The organism is Cellulomonas wangleii (assembly GCF_018388445.1).
Lineage (GTDB): Bacteria > Actinomycetota > Actinomycetes > Actinomycetales > Cellulomonadaceae > Cellulomonas > Cellulomonas wangleii.
In genome coordinates this window covers 1,104,841-1,129,359 of the sequence record NZ_CP074405.1, presented here as the reverse complement: position 1 = coordinate 1,129,359, position 24,519 = coordinate 1,104,841, and the positions used below count along the sequence as shown (strand labels likewise).

The 24,519-nt window shown below is 75.7% G+C and carries 23 protein-coding genes; 6 read left to right on the top strand and 17 right to left on the bottom strand.

Annotation, left to right across the window (positions count from 1 at the left end; genetic code table 11):
- Positions 1 to 20: 20 nt before the first annotated feature.
- Complete coding sequence (locus KG103_RS05275) at positions 21 to 902, top strand: phosphotransferase (RefSeq protein WP_249670814.1); 882 nt, start codon at positions 21 to 23, stop codon at positions 900 to 902.
- On the opposite strand, the gene KG103_RS05270 is transcribed toward KG103_RS05275, so the two are convergent.
- The 7 genes from KG103_RS05270 to sigE all read right to left on the bottom strand — a co-directional run bounded on the left by KG103_RS05270 (position 848) and on the right by sigE (position 7,263).
- The gene (locus KG103_RS05270) at positions 848 to 1,906 is read right to left on the bottom strand and encodes a YihY/virulence factor BrkB family protein (protein ID WP_207341619.1); all 1,059 of its coding nucleotides are present in this window, start codon (positions 1,904 to 1,906) and stop codon (positions 848 to 850) included. The genes KG103_RS05275 and KG103_RS05270 overlap by 55 nt on opposite strands.
- 10 nt (positions 1,907 to 1,916) lie before the next feature.
- Complete coding sequence (locus tag KG103_RS05265; protein WP_207341618.1) at positions 1,917 to 2,492, bottom strand: 2'-5' RNA ligase family protein; 576 nt, start codon at positions 2,490 to 2,492, stop codon at positions 1,917 to 1,919.
- On the bottom strand, positions 2,489 to 3,550 hold the full coding sequence (gene trpS / locus KG103_RS05260; RefSeq protein WP_207341617.1) for a tryptophan--tRNA ligase: 1,062 nt from the start codon (positions 3,548 to 3,550) through the stop codon (positions 2,489 to 2,491). Before trpS ends, KG103_RS05265 begins: the two co-directional genes overlap by 4 nt.
- 89 nt (positions 3,551 to 3,639) lie before the next feature.
- Positions 3,640 to 4,032, bottom strand: coding sequence for a Sec-independent protein translocase family protein (locus tag KG103_RS05255; protein ID WP_207341616.1), 393 nt, complete (start codon positions 4,030 to 4,032; stop codon positions 3,640 to 3,642).
- Between the two features lie 38 nt (positions 4,033 to 4,070).
- Entirely contained in the window at positions 4,071 to 5,765 is a 1,695-nt protein-coding gene (locus KG103_RS05250) for a S1C family serine protease (RefSeq protein WP_249670813.1), read from the bottom strand.
- Positions 5,762 to 6,673, bottom strand: coding sequence for a zf-HC2 domain-containing protein (locus tag KG103_RS05245; protein WP_207800760.1), 912 nt, complete (start codon positions 6,671 to 6,673; stop codon positions 5,762 to 5,764). The genes KG103_RS05250 and KG103_RS05245 overlap by 4 nt, the downstream gene beginning before the upstream one ends.
- Entirely contained in the window at positions 6,673 to 7,263 is a 591-nt protein-coding gene (gene sigE / locus KG103_RS05240) for an RNA polymerase sigma factor SigE (RefSeq protein ID WP_207341614.1), read from the bottom strand. Before sigE ends, KG103_RS05245 begins: the two co-directional genes overlap by 1 nt.
- Before the next feature lie 201 nt (positions 7,264 to 7,464).
- Here sigE and KG103_RS05235 point away from each other — a divergent pair, with 201 nt between their 5' ends.
- Positions 7,465 to 8,097, top strand: a complete 633-nt coding sequence (locus KG103_RS05235) for an O-methyltransferase (protein WP_207341711.1) — start codon at positions 7,465 to 7,467, stop codon at positions 8,095 to 8,097.
- Positions 8,098 to 8,172: 75 nt separating this feature from the next.
- On the opposite strand, the gene KG103_RS05230 is transcribed toward KG103_RS05235, so the two are convergent.
- The 6 genes from KG103_RS05230 to dapE all read right to left on the bottom strand — a co-directional run bounded on the left by KG103_RS05230 (position 8,173) and on the right by dapE (position 14,417).
- Positions 8,173 to 9,777 carry a leucyl aminopeptidase family protein gene (locus KG103_RS05230; RefSeq protein ID WP_207341613.1) on the bottom strand — a complete coding sequence of 535 codons (1,605 nt, stop codon included), beginning with the start codon at positions 9,775 to 9,777 and terminating at the stop codon, positions 8,173 to 8,175.
- A 10-nt stretch (positions 9,778 to 9,787) separates the two neighbouring features.
- Positions 9,788 to 9,955 (bottom strand): DUF3117 domain-containing protein, encoded by a 168-nt coding sequence (locus tag KG103_RS05225; protein WP_013116243.1) that lies wholly within the window; start codon positions 9,953 to 9,955, stop codon positions 9,788 to 9,790.
- A gap of 142 nt (positions 9,956 to 10,097) precedes the next feature.
- Positions 10,098 to 11,402 (bottom strand): hypothetical protein, encoded by a 1,305-nt coding sequence (locus tag KG103_RS05220; RefSeq protein ID WP_207341612.1) that lies wholly within the window; start codon positions 11,400 to 11,402, stop codon positions 10,098 to 10,100.
- A gap of 23 nt (positions 11,403 to 11,425) precedes the next feature.
- Positions 11,426 to 12,352 (bottom strand): dihydropteroate synthase, encoded by a 927-nt coding sequence (gene folP / locus KG103_RS05215; RefSeq protein WP_207341611.1) that lies wholly within the window; start codon positions 12,350 to 12,352, stop codon positions 11,426 to 11,428.
- Positions 12,349 to 13,248 carry an LOG family protein gene (locus tag KG103_RS05210; RefSeq protein WP_207341610.1) on the bottom strand — a complete coding sequence of 300 codons (900 nt, stop codon included), beginning with the start codon at positions 13,246 to 13,248 and terminating at the stop codon, positions 12,349 to 12,351. The genes folP and KG103_RS05210 overlap by 4 nt, the downstream gene beginning before the upstream one ends.
- Positions 13,249 to 13,301: 53 nt before the next feature.
- Complete coding sequence (dapE, locus tag KG103_RS05205; protein ID WP_207341609.1) at positions 13,302 to 14,417, bottom strand: succinyl-diaminopimelate desuccinylase; 1,116 nt, start codon at positions 14,415 to 14,417, stop codon at positions 13,302 to 13,304.
- Between the two features lie 55 nt (positions 14,418 to 14,472).
- Here dapE and dapD point away from each other — a divergent pair, with 55 nt between their 5' ends.
- Both dapD and KG103_RS05195 read left to right on the top strand, forming a co-directional pair.
- Positions 14,473 to 15,468 (top strand): 2,3,4,5-tetrahydropyridine-2,6-dicarboxylate N-succinyltransferase, encoded by a 996-nt coding sequence (gene dapD, locus KG103_RS05200; protein WP_207341608.1) that lies wholly within the window; start codon positions 14,473 to 14,475, stop codon positions 15,466 to 15,468.
- A 4-nt stretch (positions 15,469 to 15,472) separates the two neighbouring features.
- Positions 15,473 to 16,366: a hypothetical protein gene (locus tag KG103_RS05195; protein ID WP_207801460.1), complete on the top strand. Its 894-nt coding sequence runs from the start codon at positions 15,473 to 15,475 to the stop codon at positions 16,364 to 16,366.
- A gap of 52 nt (positions 16,367 to 16,418) precedes the next feature.
- Here KG103_RS05195 and KG103_RS05190 read toward each other — a convergent pair whose 3' ends face one another.
- The 3 genes from KG103_RS05190 to fdxA all read right to left on the bottom strand — a co-directional run bounded on the left by KG103_RS05190 (position 16,419) and on the right by fdxA (position 19,476).
- Positions 16,419 to 17,729 (bottom strand): citrate synthase, encoded by a 1,311-nt coding sequence (locus KG103_RS05190; protein WP_207341607.1) that lies wholly within the window; start codon positions 17,727 to 17,729, stop codon positions 16,419 to 16,421.
- Between the two features lie 243 nt (positions 17,730 to 17,972).
- Entirely contained in the window at positions 17,973 to 19,121 is a 1,149-nt protein-coding gene (dapC, locus tag KG103_RS05185) for a succinyldiaminopimelate transaminase (RefSeq protein ID WP_207341606.1), read from the bottom strand.
- Between the two features lie 28 nt (positions 19,122 to 19,149).
- Complete coding sequence (fdxA, locus tag KG103_RS05180) at positions 19,150 to 19,476, bottom strand: ferredoxin (protein ID WP_089803176.1); 327 nt, start codon at positions 19,474 to 19,476, stop codon at positions 19,150 to 19,152.
- Between the two features lie 94 nt (positions 19,477 to 19,570).
- On the opposite strand from fdxA, the gene KG103_RS05175 reads away from it, so the two are divergent.
- Positions 19,571 to 19,852 carry a putative acetyltransferase gene (locus tag KG103_RS05175; RefSeq protein WP_207341605.1) on the top strand — a complete coding sequence of 94 codons (282 nt, stop codon included), beginning with the start codon at positions 19,571 to 19,573 and terminating at the stop codon, positions 19,850 to 19,852.
- A 2-nt stretch (positions 19,853 to 19,854) separates the two neighbouring features.
- Here KG103_RS05175 and KG103_RS05170 read toward each other — a convergent pair whose 3' ends face one another.
- Positions 19,855 to 23,289, bottom strand: a complete 3,435-nt coding sequence (locus tag KG103_RS05170; RefSeq protein WP_213319991.1) for a VanW family protein — start codon at positions 23,287 to 23,289, stop codon at positions 19,855 to 19,857.
- Positions 23,290 to 23,528: 239 nt separating this feature from the next.
- On the opposite strand from KG103_RS05170, the gene KG103_RS05165 reads away from it, so the two are divergent.
- Positions 23,529 to 24,242: a GNAT family N-acetyltransferase gene (locus KG103_RS05165; RefSeq protein WP_207341603.1), complete on the top strand. Its 714-nt coding sequence runs from the start codon at positions 23,529 to 23,531 to the stop codon at positions 24,240 to 24,242.
- The last annotated feature ends 277 nt before the right edge of the window (positions 24,243 to 24,519 follow it).

Here is a 24,519-nt window from a genome sequence, read left to right as displayed (position 1 = left end):
CCGTCGTGGCATGCTGACGCGTGCCCACCGACGAGCGCCCCGCCGGTCCGCCCACAGGGCCGGCCCCGGACCCGCTGGACGCGTTGCCGCGCTACGTCGAGCCCGACCCCGGCGCACCCGAGGTGACGCTGCCGGGCGGCAACGTCGGCGGCGCCGTGCGCGTGGGTCCCACCGTGCGCCGCCCGGCCGGACCCTGGACGCCGACCGTGCACGCGCTCCTCGACCACGTGCGCTCCCGCGGGCTGGACGGGGTTCCCGCCCCGCTGGGGATCGACGCGCAGGGCCGCGAGGTGCTCGAGCACCTCCCCGGTGAGGTGGTCGACCTCGCCGAGGTGACCGACGCCCGCCTCGCGTCCGGCGCGGCCTGGCTGGCGCGGTACCACGACGCGGTGGCGGACCTGCGGCCGGTCGAGGCGCGCTGGCGCCTGGTGGACCGGGACCTCGCCCCCGGCGAGATCGTGTGCCACCACGACGCGACGATGTACAACATGCTCGTCGCCGGGCCCGGCGCCGACGACGTCGTGGGCGTCGTGGACTGGGACGTCGCCGGCCCGGGCGTGCCGCTGGACGACCTGGTGATGTTCGCCTGGAGCGGTGTGCCGTTGTACGCCGAACCCGGCGCGCAGGAGGGCGCGCGCCGCCTGCGCCTGCTCACCCGGGCGTACGGGGAGCAGGCGGCCGCGCTGGGGCGCCCGGCGCCGGCCGCGCAGGACGTCGCGCGGCACGTGGTCCCGCGCATGACCGCGTCGACCGACCGCATCGCCGCCGGTCAGGAGGCCGGCGACCCGGGCATGCTGAACCTGCTGCGCGTCGGTGAGCCCGCGCGCACCCGCGCCGGGGTGGCGGCCTACGCCGCGCGGCTCACCGCGCTGCTGGCCGCGCTCGCGTCGTCGCCCTCCTGATCCGCCGGTGACGGCGCCGGCGGGTTCGCGGTCCAGGCCGCCGCGAGCAGCACGATGCGGGCGATGAGCTTCATCCACACCAGCAGCACCACGATCACCGCGAAGGACGCGAGCACCGGGTTGCTGCGCACCGAGCCTGCCACCACGGCCGTGCCGAGGACCCGCACGATCCCGAGCCCCGCCCCGGCGATGGCGGCTCCCCCCAGCAGGTCGCGCCGCGCGGGCGCCTGACCGGCGAGGACGCGCACGATCATGACGAACAGCCCTGCGTCGACCACGAACGCGACGAGGATGCCCGCGACCCGCACCACCAGCCCGGACGTGTCCGACCAGCCCACGAGCCCCAGCAGCCAGTCGGCCGCCGTCGTCACCGCGATGCCGAGGACCGCCGAGAGCAGCACCGCCAGTGCGATGCCGACGAACGCGCCCAGCTCGCGCAGCTTGCCCAGGACCACGTTGCCGGCGGTGTGCGCACCGAACATCGCGCGGACCGCCGTGCGCAGCGCCGCCGTGGCGGAGATCGCGGTGAAGAGCAGGACGCCGAACGCGACGACGCCGGCGATGCCGAGCCCCGTGCTCAGCTCGAGCTGGTCCGGCTTCAGCAGCCCCTCGCCGTCGCCGGTGTCGATCAGCCCGGGCAGCGACTGCCCGATCGTCCGCAGCACCGTCGCACGCAGCTCCGCGTTCCCGCCGAGGACCGCCATGAACGCCGTGTAGCCGATCGTGAGCCCGGCGAACACCGAGAACAACGTCGTGTACGCGATCCCGCCCGTGAGCAGCCCGCCGCCGGCCGCACCGAAACGCGCGTTGGCGCGGGCCACCCGCGTCCGCTGCCACCACGCGAGCAGAGCCTGCACGCGCTGCACGACCCCGGGGAACCCCGCCGCCCACCGCGGCCCGGCCACCGGGTCCGGCGCCTCCTCGGTGGCGTGCCGGTGCGCCGCTCCGGCGCCCGCGGGCGGTGCTGCGACGGTCCGCTCGTGCCGGGTGGTGCGCCGATCCATGGCGACGAATCTAGGGGTGCGCCGCCCCCGGGGCATCCGGGGCGCCGGTCACGGCGCCCAGGGCGAACCGGCGGACCGGGCACCAGCCGGTCCCGTCGTGCACGAACCGGTGGATACCGGTGACGTCGAACGCGGCGTCGTAGTCGACCATCGCGGCCTGCGCCGCGTCGAGCGCGGCGTCGTCCAGGTCGTGCGCCACCGTGACGTGCGGGTGGTACGGGAACTGCGTGGCGACCTGCAGGCTCCCGACGCGCAGCGCCGACTCCAGCCCCGCGCACTGCGAGGCACCCTCGACCAGAGCGACGAACACCACCGGGGACACCGGCCGGAACGTCTGCGTCCCGTGCAGCCGGATCCGGAACGGGTGGTGCCGGGCCGCCGTCGCCGCGAGGTGCTCGTCCAGCGCCGCCAGGCGGTCGTCCGCCACGGGGGTGGGCCCGACGAGCGTCACGTGGGGCACGATGTTGCGCGCCTCGGGGTCGCCGAACCGCACGCGGGCGTCGTGCAGCTGCGTGCGGAACGGCTCGGGCACCGCGATCGCGACGCCGACGACCGTCTCGCCCGCGGCGGCCCGGGGAAGCCTCACGCGCGCGTCCGACGCCGCGGCAGCAGACCCGAGCGGTCGTACACCCGCTCGAGCGTCGGCGTGGCGAGCTCACGGGCCCGCGCCGCACCGTCGGCCAGGACGTCGTCGAGCGCCGACGGGTCCGACATGTAGTGGCGCACCCGCTCCTGGAACGGGGTGAGGAAGTCGACCACGACCTCCGCGAGGTCCTTCTTCAGGTCCCCGTAGCCCTTGCCGACGTAGTCCGCCTCCAGCGACGGGATCGCCCGCCCGGACAGGGCCGAGAGGATGGTCAGGAGGTTGGACACCCCCGGCTTGGTCGCCGGGTCGTACCGGATCTCCCGCTCGGCGTCCGTCACGGCCGACCGGATGCGCTTGGCGACGACCTTGGGGTCGTCCAGCAGCTCGATGAGCCCGTTGGGGCTCTCGGCCGACTTGCTCATCTTGGCGGTCGGGTCCTGCAGGTCGTAGATCTTGGCCGTGGCCGACACGATGTACGGCTCGGGGACGACGACCGTGCCCTTGCCGAAGCGGGAGTTCATCCGCTGCGCCAGGTCGCGCGTCAGCTCGAGGTGCTGGCGCTGGTCCTCGCCCACGGGCACGAGCGCCGTGTCGTACAGCAGGATGTCCGCGGCCATCAGCACCGGGTACGTGAACAGCCCGACGGTGGTGCCGTCCGAGCCGTGCCGGGCCGACTTGTCCTTGAACTGCGTCATCCGCCCCGCCTCGCCGAACCCCGTGTGGCACGACAGGATCCAGGCGAGCTCGGCGTGCTCGGGCACGTGCGACTGCACGAACAGGATGGACCGCTGCGGGTCCACCCCGGCCGCCAGGTACTGCGCGGCCGTGCGCCGGGTCCGCTCGCGCAGCACCTTCGGGTCCGGCCCGACCGTGAGCGCGTGCAGGTCGACGACGCAGTAGATGGCGTCGTGCGTGTCCTGCAGCGCGACCCACTGGGTCAGCGCGCCGAGGTAGTTGCCGAGCTGGAGGGAGTCCGACGTCGGCTGCATGCCCGAGAAGATCCGTCGGCCTGCGGCGGACGGCGTGGCCGGCTGCGACGAGGACAGCACCTGGGTCATGCGGGGTCCTCCTGGGGGTCGTCGGCCGGGGCCGGTGCGGTGCGGGTGGAGCATGGTGCGGCTGGGCTGAGGTGCCGGACGTGGGGCGGTCAGGTCGCCTCGTCGTCGAACGGCGCGGGACCACCCGGTGGCGCAGCCGCGCGGGCGAACGCCGCCGTCGGTGCGGCGGCGGCCGCGGTCGCGCGCACCCGCCCGGGGCGCGGCGCGGCAGGCCGGGACGGCTCGTGGGCGGACGGTTCGTCGAGCAGCGCGTCCCGCACGATGCGGCGCGGGTCGTACCGCCGGGGGTCGAGCGCCGCCCAGTCGACGTCGTCGGCACCGAGCTCGGCGTCGACGCGGTCCTTGGTGTCGCGGGCCACGTCGCGCAGGCGCCGCACCCACCCCGCCAGCTGCTCGGCGTAGGCCGGCAGCCGCTCGGGTCCGACCACCAGGGCGGCGACGAGCAGCAGGACGAGCAGCTCGCCGCCGTTGATCCCGAACACCTGCTCAGGTTACCGCGACGGGCACGGCGGCCGGGCTCTCAGTCCGACGGCCCCTCGACCAGCCGCACCCGCACGTCGCGCTCGTCGTCGCCGGTGCGCACGCGCAGCACCACCGTGTCGCCCGGTGTGCGCGCGCGGATGGAGACGATGAGCTCCTCCGACGCGGTCACCGGTCGGCCGTCGATGGCGAGGATGACGTCGCCGCGGCGGATCCCCGCGACGTCGGCCGGACCGTCCGGCGTGACCGCACGCGTGTCGGGCGGGTCCTGCTCGAAGACGCGCACGCCCTCGCCGGAGTACTCCGGGTCCAGCAGCACACCGATCACCGGGTACGTGGCGCGGCCGGTCTCGATGAGCTGCTCGGCCGTGCGGCGTGCCTGGTTGGACGGGATCGCGAAGCCCAGGCCGATGCTGCCGACACCGGTGAGCCGGCCGGGCAGCTGGGCGATGGCCGAGTTGATGCCGACGACCTCGCCCCGGGCGTTGACGAGCGGGCCGCCCGAGTTGCCGGGGTTGATCGCCGCGTCCGTCTGGATCGCGTTGATGAACGCCGTGTCACCCGGGTCGCCGGCGACGACCGGACGGTTGAGCGCGCTGACGATGCCCGTGGTCACCGTGCCCACCAGCCCGAGGGGCGCACCGATCGCCACGACCGGGTCTCCCACGGCGATCGCGTCCGAGTCGCCGAGCGCCAGCGGGGTCAGGCCCGTCGCCTCGACCTTGACCACGGCGAGGTCGTAGTCGCCGGTCGCACCGACGACCGTGCCCGCCATCTCCGTGCCGTCGGAGAACTGGACGACGAGCGCGCCGTCGGACGCGCCCGCGACCACGTGGTTGTTCGTCAGCACGTACCCGTCCTGGCGCAGCACGAACCCGGAGCCGGAGCCCGAGCCGTCGGCGGTGGTCACCTCGATCGAGACGACGCTGGGCAGCACACCGGCCGCGATCGCCGCGATCGAGCCCGGCTCGCGGTCCACAGGGACGCCCGGCTCGAGGACGACCGGCAGGCCGGCGTCGACGCGGCGGCCGTCGCCCGGCAGCGCGCGGGCACCGAGGAGGCCACCGGCGAACCCGGCGGCGAGGGACAGCGCGACGAGCGGGGCCACCCACGCCACCGAGAGCGCCCGGCGCCGGCGGCGACGCCGCGGGGCGTCGGGCAGAGGGGCGTCGGACAGGGGGGCGTCGGGCAGCGGGGCACCCGGTGGACCGCCGTGCCCGGGCGCACCGGGGTACCCGGGCACACCGGGGTGACCGGGGACCGCCGGGGCGGCGCCCGGCGCGGCGGCGACGCCCGGGTGGTCGCCGTACCCGCGCACCTGCCCCGTGCCCGGGACCGAGCCTGCGCCCGGGGCGATCGCGACGTCGGTCCGGCGGTACGCCGATGGCGCCGCGAACAGCGGGGCGGGGGCCGCGGACGGGGCGACCGGGCTGCCCGCCTGCGCGGCGGGGGGCGGCACGGCGCCGGCACCCGGGTCGACGGGCTCAGCGGGTGCGGGGACGGGCAAGGGTGCGGGGACCGGCTCGACGGGTGCGGGAACGGGAGCGACGGGTGCGGGAACGGGAGCGACGGGTGCGGGAACGGGAGCGACGGGTGCGGGAACGGGCTCGGCGGCGTCGCCGGGAGGTGCCGGCTCGGCCGCGTCGCCGGGAGGTGCCGGCTCGGCCGCGGGGTCCGCGGGGTCCGCGGGGTCCGCGGGGTCCGCGGCGCCGTACGGCGGCGGGCCGGCGGTCACGGGCGCTCCCACACGGCCGAGACGGTCTGCCAGCCGCGGCTGATCCGCCCGGTCACCGTGTCGTCGTAGCCACCGGACGGGAACGCGGCGACCAGGGCGTCGACGTCGCCGTCGTCCTGCGCCGCGACCACCTGCACGACCGTGGCCTCGGACTGCCACGCGACGTGCCACGGCTCGACGGACAGCACGTGCACCTGTCGTCCGCCGACCTCGCGCACGGGGGCCCCGGCCAGTGCGGCCGTGTCCAGGCGGCCCTGCTGCTCGGTGACGACGAACGTCCCCCCGGGGCACTCCACCTCGACCGAGAGCACCTGCGGGCTGCCGGACGACCACGTGACGGCGCCGACGCGCCACCCCTCGGGCAGGGTCCCGGGGAAGGTCCACCCGTGCCTGCGCAGCCAGGCGACGGTGTCGTCGTCGGCCGGGGAGGTCCCCGCGGCGGGGCCGTCCGAGGCGTGCGCCAGCAGGCCGAGCACCGCGGCGGGGTGCGACGTGGGCGTGACGACCGGCCGCTCCCCCAGCACGAACAGCGCGGCGGCGACCGCACCCAGGCCCGCGACGGACCCGACCACGAGGCGCACCGGGGTGCGGCGCGTGACGACGTCGCCGCGCAGGGCGTGCGTCGCGGCGTACGGGAGTGCCGCACCGCCGGCGACGGCGAACGGGTCGCGCGGCCCGGGCGCCGGCGGTACCGCCTGGGCCGACAGCGAGAGCAGCCGGGCGGTGAGGTCCGCCGTCGGCACCACGGGGTCCTCGGCGGCTGCGGCGAGCGCACGGCGCGCCTCCCGCGCCGCGGCGAGCTCCCGGGAGCACTGCCCGCACGTCGCGACGTGCGCGAGGGCACGCTCCGTGGCGGCCGCGTCGAGCTGCCCGTCGACCAGTGCGCTGATGCGCGACCCGAGGTGCATCACCGGACCACCTCCGCCGGGTCCGGCAGCACTGCCGTGGCGTCGGCGTGCCCGGCGACCTCGGCCCGGCGGTGCGCCAGCGCCACCCGCAGGCGCGCCCGCGCGCGGTGGATCCGCGAGCGCACGGTGCCGAGCTTGATGCCGAGGGTCACCGCGATCTCCTCGTACGACAGACCCTCGATGTCGCACAGCACCACCGCGGCGCGGTACTCGGGGGGCAGGTCGTCGAGCGCGCGCTGGACGTCGTGGTCCAGGTTGCCGGCCTCGAAGGCGCGCTCGGGCGTCGACAGCCGGTCCGGCGACGTCCAGCGCTCGGTGTCGTCGCCGATGGGCTCGATGCGCACGCGCTGACGGCGCCGCGCCTGGTCGAGGAAGAGGTTGGTGGTGATGCGGTGCAGCCAGCCCTCGAACGTGCCGGGGCTGTACGTGTGCAGGGACCGGAACACGCGCACGAACGTCTCCTGCGTGAGGTCCTCGGCGTCGTGCCGGTTGCCCGTCAGCCGGTAGGCGAGCCGGTACACGCGGCCGGAGTGCTCGCGGACGATCTCCTCCCACGACGGGGCCTGCCACTCGGGGGGCTGGGCACTCATCTACGGGCACTCTCCTCGGTCCGGCGCTGGGCCTCAGTCTCCCAGGTCACGGCGGCGTCCTCGACCCGTGTTCGTCGTGGGCGGAACCCCCTCCGGGACGAGGCTGCGCCACGCGCACCGGGTCCGGCCACCGCCGACGCCGCGGGACTACGCTGACCGGCAAGGACGAGCCCGCTCGGGGCCCGCGACGAGGAGGCCGTCATCTCCACCGACAAGGCGCAGAGCTGGGTGTACTGCGAGGAGTTCCTCGACGAGGACGACGTCCTGCTGCGGGCCCGGGAGCGTGCGTCCCACCTCGGCTGCACCCCCGTCCTGCCGGGTGCGGGCGCGGCGCTGCGCGTGCTCGCCGCGGCGGCGCAGGCCCGGGCGGTCGTCGAGGTCGGCACGGGCGCCGGCGTCGGGTCGCTGTACCTGCTGCGCGGCATGCCGGCCGACGGCGTCCTGACGACGATCGACCTCGAGCTCGAGCACCAGCGCGCCGCGAAGGAGGCGTTCGCCGAGGAAGGTGTGCGCAGCACCCGCACGCGGGCCATCTCCGGTCGCGCGCTGGACGTGCTGCCGCGGCTCACGGACGGCGGCTACGACATGGTCGTCGTCGACGCGGACGTCGAGAACTACCCCGGCTACGTCGAGCAGGCCGTCCGGCTCCTGCGTCCCGGCGGCGTCCTGGCGGTGGACGACGCGCTGTGGCACGACCGCGTCGCCGACCCCGCCCGGCGCGACGAGGCCACGACGACCGTGCGTGACGTCGGGCGCCAGGTCCGCGCCGACGACCGGCTGCTGCCGGCGCTGCTGCCCACGGGCGACGGCCTGCTGGTGGCCGTGCGCCGCTGAGGCCGGCCGCGCGGCGCCGACCACGACCGGCCGACAGCGCCGCCACCGGGGCGGCACCGCCGGGAGCCGGGCGGCTCAGTCGAGCGAGCCGAGGTACTCCAGCAGGAGCCGCGCGCCGTACCCCGTGGCGCCCTCGGTGACCTCGTGCTTGTCGGAGGTCGAGCGCGCCGGACCTGCGATGTCGAGGTGCGCCCACCGGCGCTGCCCGACGAACCGGCGCAGGAACAGCGCGGCGGTGATGGACCCGCCACCGATCCGACGGTCCTCGGGGACGTGGCGCAGGTCGGCGACCGACGAGCGCACGGCCTCCTCGTACTCCGCGACGAGCGGCATGTGCCACACGAGCTCACCGGTGCGCTCCCCCGCTGCCGAGAGCCCGGCGACGAGCGCGTCGTCCGTGCCGTAGAGCGCCGCGTGCTGACGGCCCAGACCCAGCGTCGCGGCACCCGTGAGCGTCGCGACGTCGATGAGCACGTCCGGGTCGAGGGTCGCGTCGGCCCAGGCCAGCGCGTCCGCGAGGACGAGTCGACCCTCCGCGTCGGTGTTCGCGATCTCGACGGTCGTGCCGCCGTGGATCGTCACCACGTCACCCGGCCGGTACGACGCCGCGCCCACGTGGTTCTCCGCCAGCGGGAGCACGGCCGTGACGCGGTGCGGCACCTGCGCCTGCGCCGCGGCGAGCACGGTGGCGAGGGCGACGGCCGACCCCGCCATGTCGGTCTTCATGGGCACCATGGCCTCGCGGGGCTTGATCGACAGGCCCCCCGTGTCGTAGGTGATGCCCTTGCCGACCACGACGACGTGACGGCCGTCGCCGTCGACAGGCGTGTACGAGACGCGGACGAGCCGGGGCGTGGAGGCGGACCCCCCGCCGACGGCCAGGATGCCGCCGAACCCGCCGGCGGCGAGCTCGCGCGGCCCCAGGACCTCGACGTCCAGGCCGGCCTTCGAGCCGAGGTGACGGGCACGGTCCGCCATCCAGGCGGGGTTCTTGACGTTCGACGGCGTGTTCGCCAGGTCCCGGACCAGCCACGTGGCGGCGGCACCGGTCGCGGCGGTCGTGACCGCCTCCCGCACCGCGGGGCCGTCGCGGCCCAGCAGCACCAGGTCGGCGGGCGCCTGCGCGGGGGACGCGGGCTCCGCGGCCATGCGCGGCAGCGTGTAGGCCGCCAGCAGGTAGCCCTCGGCCACGGCGCGCGCGGCACGGGCGGCGGCGGCGTCGTCGTCGTGGGTCTGCGCGCCGACGGTCGCGGCGACGCGCCGCAGGCCGCGGGTCGCCCGGGCCAGCGCGGCACCGGCACGGCGCAGCGCGGTAGGGCTCTCGTCCCCCACGCCGACGAGGACGATGCGCGGCGGCAGCCCTGCCCAGGGCAGCACCACGGACGAGCCGACCGGCAGCGGCAGGTGGACGGTGAACGCCTCACCAGCCGCACCGGTGAGGCCGGCACGCTCGGCCAGCTCCGCCAGGTCGACGCCGTACCGGGCCGCGGCCTGGGGCGTGCCGGAGCGCGGCTGCAGGGCGTCGTCGCCCGGACGCCGCGGGGCCACCTGCACCGCGACCGCGTCGACCGACCCGTCCGTGAGGAGCGGGGAGTCGACGACGGTCGCCGCGTGCAGGTCGACGGTCGGTGGGGTGCGCGGCGCGGTCCGCGGGGCCACGCCGGTGGTGCGAGGGCTCATCCGCAGGTCGTCAGCCGACGACGGAGGTGAGGGCCTCACCCAGCTCGGCGGCCTCGGTCGCGTTGAGCTCGACCACCAGCCGTCCGCCGCCCTCGAGCGGGACGCGCATGACGATGCCGCGACCCTCCTTGGTCACCTCGAGCGGTCCGTCGCCGGTCCTCGGCTTCATCGCGGCCATCCGGGCCTCTCCTTCGCCTCGTACGTTGCCGGCCCGGCGCGCTGCCGGGTCGCCCCGACAACCGCCTGATCTGCCGGTTGTCCACCGGACATCCTAGTTCACCGCGCGAGGACGCCGCCCGGGTGCGGGCGGCACGAACGGGTCACGGTGGCCAGTCGCCGGCGGGGTTGGACTCCCACATCTGCCGGATCCAGAGGGCCTGCAGCGCCAGCATGACGACGAGCACCGCCACGAACCAGGCACGCCGCGCCCACGGCGGGCGCCGGACCGCCCCGGCGGTCACCGCTCCCAGCGGGAACGCGAGCAGCAGGAACCGGGCCAGGCTCGACCCGGGCTCGATGACCGCGACGATGTAGAGCACGTACGCCACCGACCACGCGTGGAGCTCGGGGCCCAGCCGCCAGGCGGCCGGCACGAGCAGGACCGCGGCCATGAGGCCGAACCCGGCGACCAGGGCCGGCACGGCCCACTCCCCGAGCCAGAACTGCGGGACGTACGTCCACCCGAGGAAGGGCGTGACCTCCCGCACGCCGCGCCAGGCCTCCTGCGTCTGCAGGTACCCGTCCGGCACACCGGTCACCCAGCCGCAGATCGCGGGCCAGGCCACACCGGACACCCCCGCCGCCAGCGCCAGGCCGAGCAGACCCGCGGCGTCGCGGCGCCCGAGGTCGTCCTCACCGCGTCGGGCACGCCACCAGCGGACCGCCGCGTGCACCACGACCACCGCGACCATGGGCAGGGCCACGGCACGGGCGAACCCGAGCGCCAGGACGGCGACCGCCGCCCAGCCGTACCGCCGCCGCACGATCAGCAGCAGCGACGTGGCCACCAGCAGCAGCGCGGTGGACTCGGTGTACGCCACCTGCAGGACGGCCGCGGACGGGAACGCGCAGACCAGCGCGACGGTCGCCAGCGGGAGCCCGGGGCGGGCTGCGACCGCGCGCGGTGCACCGACCCGGACGACCTCGTGCACGACGAGCACCGCCGCGGCCCCCAGCACGAGCGCCACCGTCGGGGCGACCGCCACCCACGAGCCGCCCGTGAGCGTCATCACGGTCCGCACGAGCATCGGGTACAGCGGGAAGAAGGCCCACGGGTTCTGCTGCACCAGGCCCTGGTCGTCCCGGGGCAGCTCGGCCGGGTACCCGGTGTCGGCGATCTGCTGGTACCACCCGGCGTCGAACGGCACCGCGACGAAGAGCTGGTACGGCGGGTCGCCCGCGGTCCACGACGTCGGCTTCTGGACGGTGGCCGTCACGAGGAACGCGACCGCCGCGAGCAGGCGCGACGCACCCCAGACGAGCAGCACGTGCACCCACCAGGGCCACGCCCGCACACGCGCCACGAGGCGGTGGACCGGCCCCTCGGCGCGGCGGGGGTCGGCGTCCTGCGCGTCCCCCGCGTCCCCGGCGTCCCGCGGGGACGGCGGGGCCGCGGTGGCAGGCACCCCCCGGGCGGGGGTCCCGGCGCTCACAGCAGCCCTCGCAGCGCCCGCAGGGGTGCCCGCTCGCCGCGGATCGCGGCGACCATGTCGAGCGCCCGCCGGGTCGCGGCCACGTCGTGCACCCGGAACACGCGGGCGCCGAGCCAGGCCGCCACGGCCGTCGCCGCCAACGTGCCCTCGAGCCTGTCCTCGGGCGGGAGGTCCAGCGTCTCGCCCACCACGTCCTTGCGTGAGATCGCCACGAGCACAGGGTGCCCGATGTGGACGAGTTTCGGGGTGTTTCTGAGCAGGTGCAACGAGTGCCACGTCGTCTTGCCGAAGTCGAGCGTCGCGTCGACGAGCACGGAGGCGGGGTCCACGCCCAGCGCCACGGCCCGGGCGGCCGACGCCGTCAGCGTCCGCTCGACGTCCGCGACGACGCCGTCGAGGGGGTCGACGCCCTCCGGCGCGGGGTAGGTGACACGGAAGGGGTCGCTGCGCGGGGTGGCACCGCCGGTGTGCGAGCAGACGACGCCCAGCCCGCGCTCGGCGGCCACCTCGACCAGTGCCGGGTCGTGCCCGGCCCACGTGTCGTTGAGCAGGTCGGCGCCGGCGTCCGCCGCGGCCCGCGCGACGCCCGCACGCCAGGTGTCGACGCTCACCAGCAGGTCCGGGTACCGGGCACGGACGCGCTCGACGACCGGCAGCACGCGGGCGATCTCCTCGGCCTCGTCGACGACGGGCCCGCGACCGGCCCGCACACCGCCCACGTCGAGGACGTCGGCCCCCTCGGCCACGGCGCGGTCGACCGCGGCGTCGACCGCGTCGGCGCCGTGACGCGCCGCGGCGTAGAAGGAGTCCGGGGTGCGGTTGACCACCGCCATGACCACGGGGTGGTCGGCGCCGAACGTGCGACCGCGCAGCCGCAGCGGCGCTGCGCCGGCCGGGACGCCGGGCAGGGGCGGCTCGGTCACCACCCGCCGTCCGTGAGCGGGCCGTCCGTCCCGGTCGCGCCCGCGTCCCGTGCCCGCCGGCCGTCGCGCGCACGCGCCTCGCCGGCCGCGGCCGCCGCGCGCTGGTCGCGCGCGGCCGCGCGCACCGCCGCCTCCTCCTCGGCGCGCAGCTCGGCACCGCGCCGCACGACGATCTCGACGGCCTCCTCGGCGTCGGCCGCGACCTGCAGCAGGTCGACGTCGACCTCCGCGATCATGCCCTGCGGGTGCACGGTGTCGCGCAGCCAGCTCAGCAGGCCCGTCCAGTAGTCGCCCCCGAGCAGGACGATCGGGAACCCGGTCACCTTGTGGGTCTGCACCAGCGTGAGCGCCTCGAACAGCTCGTCGAACGTGCCGAACCCTCCGGGCAGCACGACGAAGCCCTGCGAGTACTTGACGAACATCGTCTTGCGGGCGAAGAAGTAGCGGAAGTTGACGCCCAGGTCGACCCACTCGTTCATGCCCTGCTCGAACGGCAGCTCGATGCCGAGCCCGACGGACAGGCCGCTCGCCTCGGTCGCCCCCCGGTTGGCCGCCTCCATGATCCCCGGCCCACCGCCGGTGATCACGGCGTACCCGGCCTCGACCAGACCGCGCGCCACGTCCTGCGCCATCGCGTAGTAGGGGTCGCCCGGCTTCACCCGGGCGGAGCCGAACACGCTGACGGCGGGTCCGACCTCGGCGAGCGCGCCGAAGCCCTCCACGAACTCGCTCTGGATCCGCATGACCCGCCAGGGGTCGGAGTGCAGCCACCCGGCCCCCTCGGGGCCGGACAGCAGGCGCTGGTCGGACGTGGTGGCGGGGATCTGGTCGCGGCGCAGCAGGACGGGGCCGCGGCGGTACTCGGGGGCGGGTGCCCGCGTGTCGTCGGGGGTCATCCCCCGAGCCTAGGCGAGGCCGGTCGGGCGGGGTCAGACGTGGGACGGGGACGTCAGGCGGTGCCCAGCGGCAGGTCCTCGGGCTGCGCACCCGTCAGCCACGCCCGCAGCGCGCGGTGGCACAGCTCGATCTGGGCGACCGGCACCCGCTCGTCGTCCTTGTGCGCCAGCAGCGGGTCCCCGGGTCCGAAGTTGACGGCCGGCACCCCCAGCGCGCTGAACCGGGCGACGTCCGTCCACCCGTACTTGGGCGCCGGGCGGCCGCCCGTGACGGCCAGGACGGCGGCCGCGAAGTCCTGCGCGGCCGGGGCGTCGAGTCCGGGCCGCGCACCCGCCGCCGCGTCCGTGACGACGACGTCGTACCCCGCGAACAGCTCGCGCACGTGCGCGACCGCCTCGTCGACGCTGCGCGACGGCGCGAACCGGTAGTTGACGGTGACCACGCAGGCGTCGGGGATCACGTTGGTGGCGACGCCGCCGGTGATGCGCACCGCGTTGAGGCTCTCGCGGTACGCCAGCCCGTCGACCTCGACCGTCGCGGGCTCGTACGCCGCGAGCCGACGCAGCACCTCGCCCGCGGCGTGCACGGCGTTGACCCCCACCCACGCGCGGGCCGAGTGGGCCGCGACGCCGGTGAGGCGCACCTCGACGCGCAGCGTCCCGTTGCACCCGCCCTCCAGGCCGCCGTCGCTCGGCTCGCCGAGCACCGCGAAGTCCGCCGCGAGCCAGTCCGGGTGGTGCGCCACGAGCCGCCCGAGCCCGTTGAGGTCGGCGTCGACCTCCTCGTGGTCGTAGAACACCCACGTCACGTCGTGCACCGGCTCCGTCAGCGCCGCCGCGAGCGACAGCGCCACCGCGACGCCCGCCTTCATGTCGACGGTGCCCCGGCCCCACAGCACGTCCCCGTCGAGCCGGGTGGGCAGGTTGTCCGCGACGGGCACGGTGTCCAGGTGCCCCGCGACGACCACGCGCCGCCCACGGCCCAGCGACGTGCGCGCCACGACGGCGTCACCGTCGCGCAGCACCTCCAGGTGCGGGTACGCCCGCAGCGCGGCCTCGACGGCGTCCGCCAGGACGGTCTCCGCCCCGCTGACGGAAGGGACGTCGCACACCTGACGCGTCAGCGTCACGACGTCGGCGGACAGGTCCAGGAGGTCGTCGGCAGCCACGTCCCGACCCTACGCGCGCAGGGCTGGGTGCGGCGCGCGCCGTAGGCTGCTGGCCATGACCGACCGCACCGCCTGGGGCCTCGGCCTCGCCACCGTCACCGACACCGGGACCACGCTCGACGTCTGGTACCCGGCGCCCGAGCTCGGCGAGCCGCCCGCGGGCCTGGACGCCGGCGACGCCGCGTCCGTGCGCGAGCACGCCCCCGCCGAGCTCGCCGCGTGCGAGCGCGAGGACCCCGCCCGGCGCGTCCTGGCCGTGCTGGTGGCCACGGTCGTGGACCTGGACGCGCCCCCCGCCGGGACGGCGGACGCCTACCTGCGGCTGCACCTGCTGTCGCACCGCCTGGTGCGCCCCCACGGGGTCAACCTGGACGGCCTGTTCGGCGCCCTGCCCAACGTGGTGTGGACCGACCGCGGCCCGTGCGCGGTCGAGGACTTCGAGGCGACCCGGCTGCGGCTGCGCGCCGCCACGGGCACCCCGGTGACCGTGTACGGGGTCGACAAGTTCCCCCGGATGGTCGACTACGTGCTGCCGTCGGGCGTGCGCGTCGCCGACGCCGACCGGGTACGGCTCGGCGCGCACCTCGCCCCGGGCACCACCGTCATGCACGAGGGGTTCGTCAACTTCAACGCCGGGACGCTGGGCACGTCCATGGTCGAGGGGCGGATCTCCGCCGGTGTCGTGGTGGGCGACGGCTCGGACGTGGGCGGCGGCGCCTCGATCATGGGCACGCTGTCCGGCGGAGGGCGCGAGGTCGTCTCGATCGGGCAGCGGTCGCTGCTCGGTGCGAACTCCGGGCTGGGCATCCCGCTGGGCGACGACTGCGTCGTCGAGGCCGGCCTGTACGTGACGGCGGGCACCAAGGTGCGGCTCGTCGGCTTCGACGTCGACGGGGCCGCGGACGACGACGGCGCCCGGGTCGTCAAGGCGCGCGTGCTCGCGGGGGCGGACAACGTCCTGTTCCGCCGCAACTCGCGCACCGGTGAGGTCGAGGCCGTCGCACGCTCCGGCGCCGGCGTGCACCTGAACTCCGCCCTGCACGCCAACTGACGACGTGACGAGACGTCGCCGCGGCGGGTGCGTGCCCGCGCTCGCCACCGCGGTGGCCGCCGTGGTCCTCGTGGCGCTCGGCGTGGCGGCGGTCGTCGCGCTGCTCGACCGTGCCCGGCCGAGCCCACCGGCCGCCGAGCGCTGCGTGGCGCAGCTGGACGGCACGGACTGGAGCCTGACCCCCGACCAGGCGCAGCACGCCGCGCTGGCGTCGGCCGTCGCCACCCGGCGGGGCCTGCCCGCCCGTGCCGTCACCATCGGCATCGCCACGGCGCTGCAGGAGTCGCGCCTCGAGAACATCGACTACGGCGACCGCGACTCCGTCGGGCTGTACCAGCAGCGCCCGTCGCAGGGGTGGGGCACCGTCGAGCAGATCATGGACCCCGTCTACGCGACCACCAAGTTCTTCGAGGGCCTGGAGAAGGTCCCCGGCTACCAGGACATGGCGGTCACGGAGGCCGCCCAGGCGGTGCAGCGCAGCGGGTTCCCGGACGCGTACGCCCAGCACGAGGTCCGGGCGCGGGCGTGGGCGTCGGCACTCACGGGCCACTCCCCCGCAGCGCTGCGGTGCACCCTGCACCCCGTCGAGGACGCGGGGGGTGTCGACCCCGTGCTCGCCCGCATCGCGCGCGACCTCGGCGACGCCCCGGCCACCGTGACACCCGCCGAGGGCGACCGGCCGGCGACCGTCGACCTCACGGCGGGCTCGCTCCCGCTCGACGAGCCCGGCCGGGCCGGCTGGTTCCTCGGCCAGTGGGCCGTGGCGGTCGCGTGGGCCGTCGACCTGGAGGCGGTCGCCGTGGGCGACGTCGTGTGGACGCGGACGACGCCGACCTGGGAGCCGACGGGGACCGACCCGCTGCCGCCCGGTCAGGTCCGCCTCACCGTCGCCGGCTGAACGACGTCGACCCCCGGCCGCGCAGGGCGGCCGGGGGTCGACGGGGCGTGGGTCAGCGGCGGTCGCCGGGCACGTAGTCGCGCTCGGTGGCGCCGGTGTAGACCTGGCGCGGGCGGCCGATCTTCGTCTGCGGGTCGTTCATCATCTCGCGCCACTGCGCGATCCAGCCGGGCATGCGGCCCAGCGCGAACAGCGGCGTGAACATCTGCTCCGAGAAGCCCATGGCCTTGTAGATCAGCCCGGTGTAGAAGTCCACGTTCGGGTACAGCTTGCGCGAGACGAAGTAGTCGTCGGACAGGGCGATCTCCTCGAGCCCCAGCGCGATGTCGAGCAGCTCGTCCTCACCGCCGAGCGCCTGCAGCACCTCGTGCGCGCTCTGCTTGACGATGGCCGCGCGCGGGTCGTAGTTCTTGTAGACCCGGTGGCCGAAGCCCATGAGGCGGACGCCGTCCTCCTTATTCTTCACGCGTCGCATGAAGTCGGTGGCGTCGCCGCCGTTCTCCTTGATCTGGCCCAGCATCTTCAGCACGGCCTCGTTGGCGCCGCCGTGCAGCGGGCCGGAGAGCGCGTTGATGCCGGCCGCGACCGAGGCGTAGATGTTGGCGTGGCTCGACCCGACGACGCGGACCGTGGAGGTCGAGCAGTTCTGCTCGTGGTCCGCGTGCAGGATGAGCAGCTTGTCCAGCGCGTTGACCACGGTCGGGTCCGGGTCCCACTGCTGGTACGGCACCGCGAACGTCATGCGCAGGAAGTCCTCGACGTACCCGCGCGAGTAGTCCGGGTACAGCAGCGGCTCGCCCTTGGAGGCGCGGTGCACGTAGGACGTGATGGTCCGCGTCTTGGCGAGGATGAGGACCGTCGCCAGCTCGACCGTGTCGGAGTCGAACGGGTCGAGGGACTCCGGGTAGAACGTGGACAGCGCGTTGAGCGCCGACGCCATGACCGCCATGGGGTGCGCGTTGCGCGGGAACGTCCCCATGAAGGTGCGGAAGTCCTCGTGCACCAGGGTGTGCCGGTTGACGCGGTCCTCGAACGCCGAGAGCGCCTGCGGGGTCGGCAGCTCGCCGTGGATGAGCAGGTACGCGACCTCGAGGAACGAGGAGTGCTCGGCGAGCTGGTCGATCGGGTAGCCGCGGTACCGCAGGATGCCCGCGTCACCGTCGATGTAGGTGATCCGCGACTCGCACGACGCGGTGTTCATGAACCCCGGGTCGACGGTCACCAGACCGGTGTCGCGCAGCAGGGAGGAGACGACGATGCCGTCGTTGCCCTCCGCGGCGGGCACCACGGGCAGGTCGCGTGCCTGCCCGTCGACCACGAGCTGGACAGGTGCCTGCACCGGTGCGGTGACGACGTCCGACATGGGTGTTCCTTCCTGCGCCGACGAGCGTGTCCGACCTGCCCCGGCGGATCGCCGCGCTGACCGGTGGGACGACCGACGCACGGTGGTGACCCCCGTCGGCCCGCAGCGACGGTACCTGCGAGAACGCTGTCTTGACCAACGTGCGGGCGGGGCTTGGGCCTGATGTGATGTTCCTCACAGCGGGTGCCGCCCAATCTATACGCGCGCCAGGGTGAGCGGGACCCGCGCGGCGGACCGGGTGACTCAGGCGCCGGTGAGCCGTGCGGCCGCCTCGGCGATCCGCTCGTCCGGGGCGGTGAGCGCCACCCGTACGTGCCCCGCCGCAGCCGACCCGTAGAACGCGCCGGGCGCCACCAGCAGGCCCAGCGACGCCAGGTCGGCCACCGTCGACCAGGCGTCCTGCGGCGGTCCGTCCGGCCGCACCCACAGGTACAGGCCGGCGTGCGAGCGGTCCACCACGTACCCGGCGGCCTCGAACCCGCGCCGCAGGACGGACCGGCGGCGGCGGTAGCGCTCGCGCTGCTCGGCCACGTGGGCGTCGTCCTGCAGGGCCGCCGTCATCGCCGCCTGCACCGGACCCGGGACGATCATCCCGGCGTGCTTGCGCGTCTCCAGCAGCCCGGCGACCAGCGCCGGGTCACCCGCCACGAACGCGGCCCGGTACCCGGCCAGGTTCGACTGCTTCGACAGCGAGTACACCGACAGGAGCCCGGTGAGGTCGCCGCCCGTCACGCGCGGGTCGAGCACGCTCGGCACGCCGCTGCTCGCCCACGGCTCGTCCCACGCCAGCTCGGCGTAGCACTCGTCCGACGCGACGACGACGGGCCGACCCGTTCGTCCCGCGGCGGCACGCGCCGCGTCCACGACGGCGGCGAGCTCCTGGACGCCCAGCACCGAGCCGTCGGGGTTGCCCGGGGAGTTCAGCCACACCAGGCGCACGTCGTCGCGCGACGCGAGCAGGCGCACGGGATCGTCCGTGGGCACCGGCACCGTACCGGCGAGGCGCGCGCCGACGTCGTACGTCGGGTACGCGGTCGCCGGGTGCAGCACGGCGTCACCGGCACCGAGGCCCAGCAGCGACGGCAGGAACGCCACCAGCTCCTTGGACCCGACGGTCGGCAGCACCGCGTCGGGGTCCAGGCCGGGCACGCCGCGACGGCGGGCGAACCACGCCACGACGGCCTCGCGCAGCGCCGGCGTGCCGTGCGTGGTCGGGTAGCCGGGCGAGTCCGCGGCGGCGGCGAGCGCCTCGCGCACCACCTCCGGGGTCGGGTCGACCGGCGTCCCCACGGACAGGTCCACCAGACCGCCGGGGTGCGCGCGCGCCCGCTCGCGCACGGGCACCAGGGAGTCCCAGGGGAAGTCCGGCAGCGCGGCGGTCAGCAGGCCCACGGGTCCCCCACCCGGGTGCGCGCGGCGGTCACTCGCCGTGCACGCGCAGCGGGACGGTGGCGATGATCGGGTGGTCGTGCTCGATCTGCCCCATCTTCGCGGCACCGCCCGGCGATCCGATCTCGTCGAAGAAGTGCACGTTCGCCTCGTAGTACGACGACCACTGCTCCGGCACGTCGTCCTCGTAGTAGATCGCCTCGACCGGGCACACCGGCTCGCAGGCACCGCAGTCCACGCACTCGTCCGGGTGGATGTACAAGGAGCGCTTGCCCTCGTAGATGCAGTCGACCGGACACTCCTCGATGCACGCCTTGTCCTTGACGTCCACGCAGGGTTCGGCGATCACATACGTCACGGCGGGTCCTCCACGGGTGCAGCGGTCGACCTAGTATCCCCCACGTGCGACCTGCCACGACCCGACGTCCAACCTCCGACACGGGAGGACCGGCGTGAGCCCGGACGTCTGGCGCACCTGGACGCCCGGGACGCGGGTCGTCGTGCGCCGACGACGCGACGACCTGCCCCCGGGGACGGTGCCCGGGACGCTGCGCGGCGGCGAGCCGCCGTTCACCGACGTGCTCGGCGAGGTCGTGGCCGTCGACGACGCCGGGGTCACCGTCCGCACGCGTCGGGGCGTCGTGCACGTGCCGGCGCAGGACGTCGTCCGGGCGAAGACGGTGCCCCCGCCCCCGGCGCCGCGGGCGCGGCGGGGGGACGGGGGCACCGGCTGACGTCAGGGCGCCGGCGTCGCGGCGGGCGGCGACCCGCACACCACCTTGTTCTGCGGCTTGTAGCGCCACGTCCTCGACTGCGTGTCCACGAGCTCCTCACCGAGGTAGACGCGCCGCGTGTTGGTCACCGTGAACCCGGGGTTGCCCGCGCTCTGCGGCTCGCACGTCGGGGACTGGGAGTACACCGTCGTGGGGGCCACCACGCCGGAGCGCCCGCTGGTGGACGTCTCGACGGTGAAGTGCTTGGTGCTCCAGATGCGCACGTGCGCCCGCCCGTCCGCGACGAAACCCTGCACGAGCGCCCCGTAGGGAGTGTTGTTCTTCCACTTCATGTCGATGGTGCCCGTGAAGATCGTGGCCTCCTGCCCCTCGGGGTACCGGGAGAACCACTCGCTGTGGGGGGTGTGCTCGACGTCCTCGTAGCCTGCGAGGAACGCGGCGTTGAACGTCGTCGTCGACACCTGTGACAGGCCGCCGCCCCACGCGTCCTTGTGCTCGCCGTTGACGATCGCACCGGCCTGCACGAACCCGTGAGCGCCGTCGACCGGACCCAGCGCCTCGGTGAGGCTGAACGTCTCGCCCGGCCGCACGAGCTTGCCCGTGATGTTCTTCAGGCCCTGGGCGATGTTCGCCGTGCGGCGCGGCTCGCTCGTCAGGGGCGTGGAGAACTGCGAGACGATCTCCTTGACGCCGAGCGCCTCGAGGGCCTGGGTGGTCTGCGCCGGGTCGGACTGGACCAGCTCGACCGGTGCGACACGGTCGGTGCCCGCCGTCGCCGCCTGCGCGACGGACGTCGCCAGGGCGGCCGGGTCGAGCGTCGTGCCGGGCGTGCCGGGGACGATGACCGGTGCACCGTCCTGGAACTCGAACCGCGCGTCCGCCGCCGTGGTCAGCAGGTCGGGCAGCTGCGCCAGCACGGCCTCGCCGAGAGCGGGGCCGTCGAGCTGCAGCTGCAGCGTGCCGTCCACGGGCACGAGCGCCGCCCCGGCGGTGAGCGTCGGGACGTCGAGGGTGGCCTGCCGGTCGGCGACCTGCACGGTCACCGGCGCCGCGGCCAGGGGCTGGGCGATCTCCCGCAGCGCGCGCTGCGTCTCCTCCTCCGACACGGCGGGTGGCAGCACCTCGGTCGGCAGCTCGAGCGGACGCGTCCCGGTGAGCCAGGAGTCCTGCAGCACCACCGCGGCGCCGTCCTCGTCGAGCTCCCACCCGTCGACCGCCTCGGTCGCGTGGGCGGCGCCGTCGGCGAACACCACCGTGCCGTCGACCGGGGCGAGGGTCAGCGAACCCGTGAGCTGCGTCAGGGCGGCGTCCATCGCGTCGTCGTCGACCTGCGTGACGGGCGGCTGCTCGCCGACGCCGACGAGGTGACGCCACAGCCGCACGGGCTCGGTCAGGTCGACGCCGGTCAACCGCGCGACCGTCGCGTCCACGTCGAGCGTCAGCCCTGCGGCCACGGGGTCGATCTCGGACTGCACCTCCTGCGCGACCACGGGGACGGGCGTCGTCGTGCGCTCCGCCAGTCCGGCGGTCAGCGCCTGCTCCGCCTCCTCGGACGACATCGAGCCGATCTCGATGCCGGCGACCGTGGCGCCGCGCGGGACACGGTCGGCGAGCGCGTACGACGACCCGACGTACAGCCCCCCGAGCAGGACGACCGCACCGCCGACGACGGCCAGCCTGCGCGGCCAGCGCCTGCGACCGTCCTCGGCGTCGAACCCGTCGAGCGGCGAGGTCGCACGGCCGTCGCCGGGCGCGTCCACCGGTCCGTCGCCGTCACCGCGGCCGTCGCCCGCGGTGCGCGGCCACGACGTGGCGGGCGCCGCGGGTGCGGACCGGGGCACCGCGGTGATCAGCGCCGTGGCCTGCGGGTCCGCCTCCGGGCGGTCGGTCGGTCGCGCGTCGTCCGACGGCGCCGGGGGTGCCGTGGAGTCGGCGTCGGCACCCGCGGCGGTGGCCGCAGCGGCCGTGGCGCCGGGGGTGGCGTCGTCACGGTCGCCGCCCACCGAGGGCTGCGGCTCCTCGTCGTCAGCGGTCGGGGCGGGCGAGCCCGTGCCGTCCGCCCGCGGGGCGGGCGCGTCGTCCGACGGCGGTCCGCCGGTCACGCCGTCCGGGCCCGCCCCATCCCGCGCGACGGCGTCGGTCGGCCCGTCCGTCGTCGCGTCCGCGCCCTGCGAGGGGGTCACGGTCGCCGCAGGCCCGTCGGCAGGGGTCTCACTGCCGGCCGCGGAGCCGTCGTCCGTCGGTGCGGCGGCGTCGGTCGGTGCGGCGGCGTCGGTCGGTGCGGCGGCGTCGGTCGGTGCGGCGGCGTCGGCCGGTGCGGCGGCGTCGGTCGGTGCGGCGGCGTCGGCCGGTGCGCCACCGGCACGGTTCTGCGCGAGCGCGTGGGCCGGCACACCCACGGAGGCGGCGTTGAGCGCGGTGAAGGCGAGTGCGGAGAAGCCGCCGAGATCGAGCACCGGCCGGGGCTGCGGGTCCGGCTCCTCGTCGCGCGGCGAGTCGCCGTCGGGGTCCCGCCCGTCGTCGGCCGGGTCGGCCGCGGCCGAGACCTCCGTGTCGCGCTCGGGCTCCTCGGCGACACCCTGCTCGGCGGCACCGGTCGCGTCATGCCCGGCGTCGCCCGCACCGGGCGTGGCGTCGGCCCGGGGGACCTCGGCGGTCTGCGGGACGTCGTCGGTGTCCGCAGCCGGGGCGGGCGCGGGTGCGGTCACCGCCACGTCCTCCCACGACGGCCACGCGGCGAGCGGCTCGGCCTGCGGGGGCGCGAGCGGACGGGCGGCGCGGGTCGCGGCCACGCCGACCGCGGCGCCCCGGCCCGTGCCGGGCGTGTCGCCGCGGGCCACGTCCGTGGTCCCCTCGTCCGCGGCCCTCGTGCCCGCGGCATGCTCGGCAGTGTCGCCGGCAGCACCGCGCTCGGCAGCGGCACCCTCGGCAGCGTCGTCGACAGCGGCACCCTCGGCAGCGTCGTCGACAGCGGCACCCTCGGCAGCGTCGTCGACAGCGGCACCCTCGGCAGCGTCGTCGACAGCGGCACCCTCGGCAGCGTCGTCGACAGCGGCACCCTCGGCAGCGTCGTCGACAGCGGCACCCTCGGCAGCGTCGTCGACAGCGGCACCCTCGGCAGCGTCGTCGACAGCGGCACCCTCGGCAGCGTCGTCGACAGCGGCACCCTCGGCAGCGTCGCCGACAGCGGCACCCTCGGCAGCGTCGCCGACAGCGGCACCCTCGGCAGCGTCGTCGACAGCGGCGTCGGCGTGGGCGAGCTCGTCGCCGTCGGCCGCCTCGTCCGTGCCGGTCGTGCCGGTCGCCGCCGCGGCCCCGGACTCCTCGATGCCCACACCGGTCCCACCGGCGGGCGCCGCAGGCGCGGCGGGCCCGTCGCCGACAGGTCGCTCCGCGGCGTCGTCGGTCGGCGTGTCGCGGTCGGTCCCGTGCGTCATCGATCCCCCGTGCTGGTCCCACGCGCGCACGACGCGCGCGTGGCGATTCTAGGGGCGCGACCTGCACGCCACGGCGTCCCGACGCGTTCCGTGACCGATCATCACCCGCGGTCCGCAGGACCCTCCCGGGACGCGCACACCCCGAGCGACCTCGGGCGTGTCCGGCCACGGCGAGCACGAGAAGGCTGATCCCGGCGATCGGCTGGCAGACTCGCTCGGTGGCGAGTGGTCTTGAGTCCGTGACCGAGACGGTTGTGCACCGCGTCTGGGCCGAGCGGCTGGGAGTGGCGCCGGCCGTCTTCCGGGAGTCCCAGCCGGTCTTCGTCGACAGGTCGGACCTGACGGCGGCGGTGGTGGTCCGGCTCGGCCGGACCGTTGCGGTTGCGGCGCCCGAGCGCGCGCTGTCCCGGCTGAGGTCCCTCGGACCGGGGCACCTGCTCCACGTCGGCTCGCTGCTCGGGGCGTTGGAGCCGTGGGCGCCGCGCTTGTTCGGGGTGGCGTCGCTGGCGTTCGCCGATCGCACGACACTTGCCCCGGTCGGGGCCGACGCCGCCCGGACTGCCTCGGAGGCTGAGGTGGAGGCCGTCCTGTCGAGGTGCTCCGTCGAGGAGCGCGACGAGAGCGGGCTGCTCGACATGGACCGGCGGTGGATCGCCCTCGGCGAGGACGGTCGGCCGGCGGGTGCAGCCGGGTACGAGGTCTGGGGTGGCGGGCTCGCCCACGTCGGTGTGGCTGTCGCCGCAGCATCACGGGGCAAGGGCCTCGGAGCCCGCGCCGCCATGGCAGCCGCTGTGCACGCGATCGGCGTCGGCCTGGTGCCGCAGTGGCGCTGCCGAGAGGACAACGTCGCCTCGTTGCGTGTGGGCGAGCGCCTCGGGTTCGTCCGGACCGGCGAGCAGGTCGCGATCGACCTCGCGCCGGACGAACGGGATCTCACACACGCAGCCAGGTGATGGCGGCGGCGCGGACGACGGCGCCGCGGGAGGCGACGGCGTGCTCGTCGTCGCACGTGGTGAGGCCGCGCTGCCGCGTACGCCACCACCGCGATCTGATGCGCCCGCGCGCGACCCTTCGCGGCCGAGTCGTTGGACGTGACGCTCGAGACGGCGGTCGTCGCGCGCTCGGCAGTCACGCGGTGCGGAACTCGACGCGGATGGCGGACGGCTCAGCGGCCAGGCGGGCCGAGTCCTCGGCCGGGTGCGTGAAGGCGTCCAGCCCGAGCTCGGAGAC

Excerpts from the sequence above, each read along its gene's own strand:
- KG103_RS05270 (WP_207341619.1), bottom strand. The coding sequence starts at position 1,906 with ATGGATCGGCGCACCACCCGGCACGAGCGGACCGTCGCAGCACCGCCC.
- trpS (WP_207341617.1), bottom strand. The coding sequence starts at position 3,550 with ATGACCCAGGTGCTGTCCTCGTCGCAGCCGGCCACGCCGTCCGCCGCA.
- KG103_RS05245 (WP_207800760.1), bottom strand. The coding sequence starts at position 6,673 with ATGCACCTCGGGTCGCGCATCAGCGCACTGGTCGACGGGCAGCTCGAC.
- sigE (WP_207341614.1), bottom strand. The coding sequence starts at position 7,263 with ATGAGTGCCCAGCCCCCCGAGTGGCAGGCCCCGTCGTGGGAGGAGATC.
- KG103_RS05230 (WP_207341613.1), bottom strand. The coding sequence starts at position 9,777 with ATGAGCCCTCGCACCACCGGCGTGGCCCCGCGGACCGCGCCGCGCACC.
- KG103_RS05225 (WP_013116243.1), bottom strand. The coding sequence starts at position 9,955 with ATGGCCGCGATGAAGCCGAGGACCGGCGACGGACCGCTCGAGGTGACC.
- KG103_RS05210 (WP_207341610.1), bottom strand. The coding sequence starts at position 13,248 with ATGACCCCCGACGACACGCGGGCACCCGCCCCCGAGTACCGCCGCGGC.
- dapD (WP_207341608.1), top strand. The coding sequence starts at position 14,473 with ATGACCGACCGCACCGCCTGGGGCCTCGGCCTCGCCACCGTCACCGAC.
- KG103_RS05190 (WP_207341607.1), bottom strand. The coding sequence starts at position 17,729 with ATGTCGGACGTCGTCACCGCACCGGTGCAGGCACCTGTCCAGCTCGTG.
- KG103_RS05170 (WP_213319991.1), bottom strand. The coding sequence starts at position 23,289 with ATGACGCACGGGACCGACCGCGACACGCCGACCGACGACGCCGCGGAG.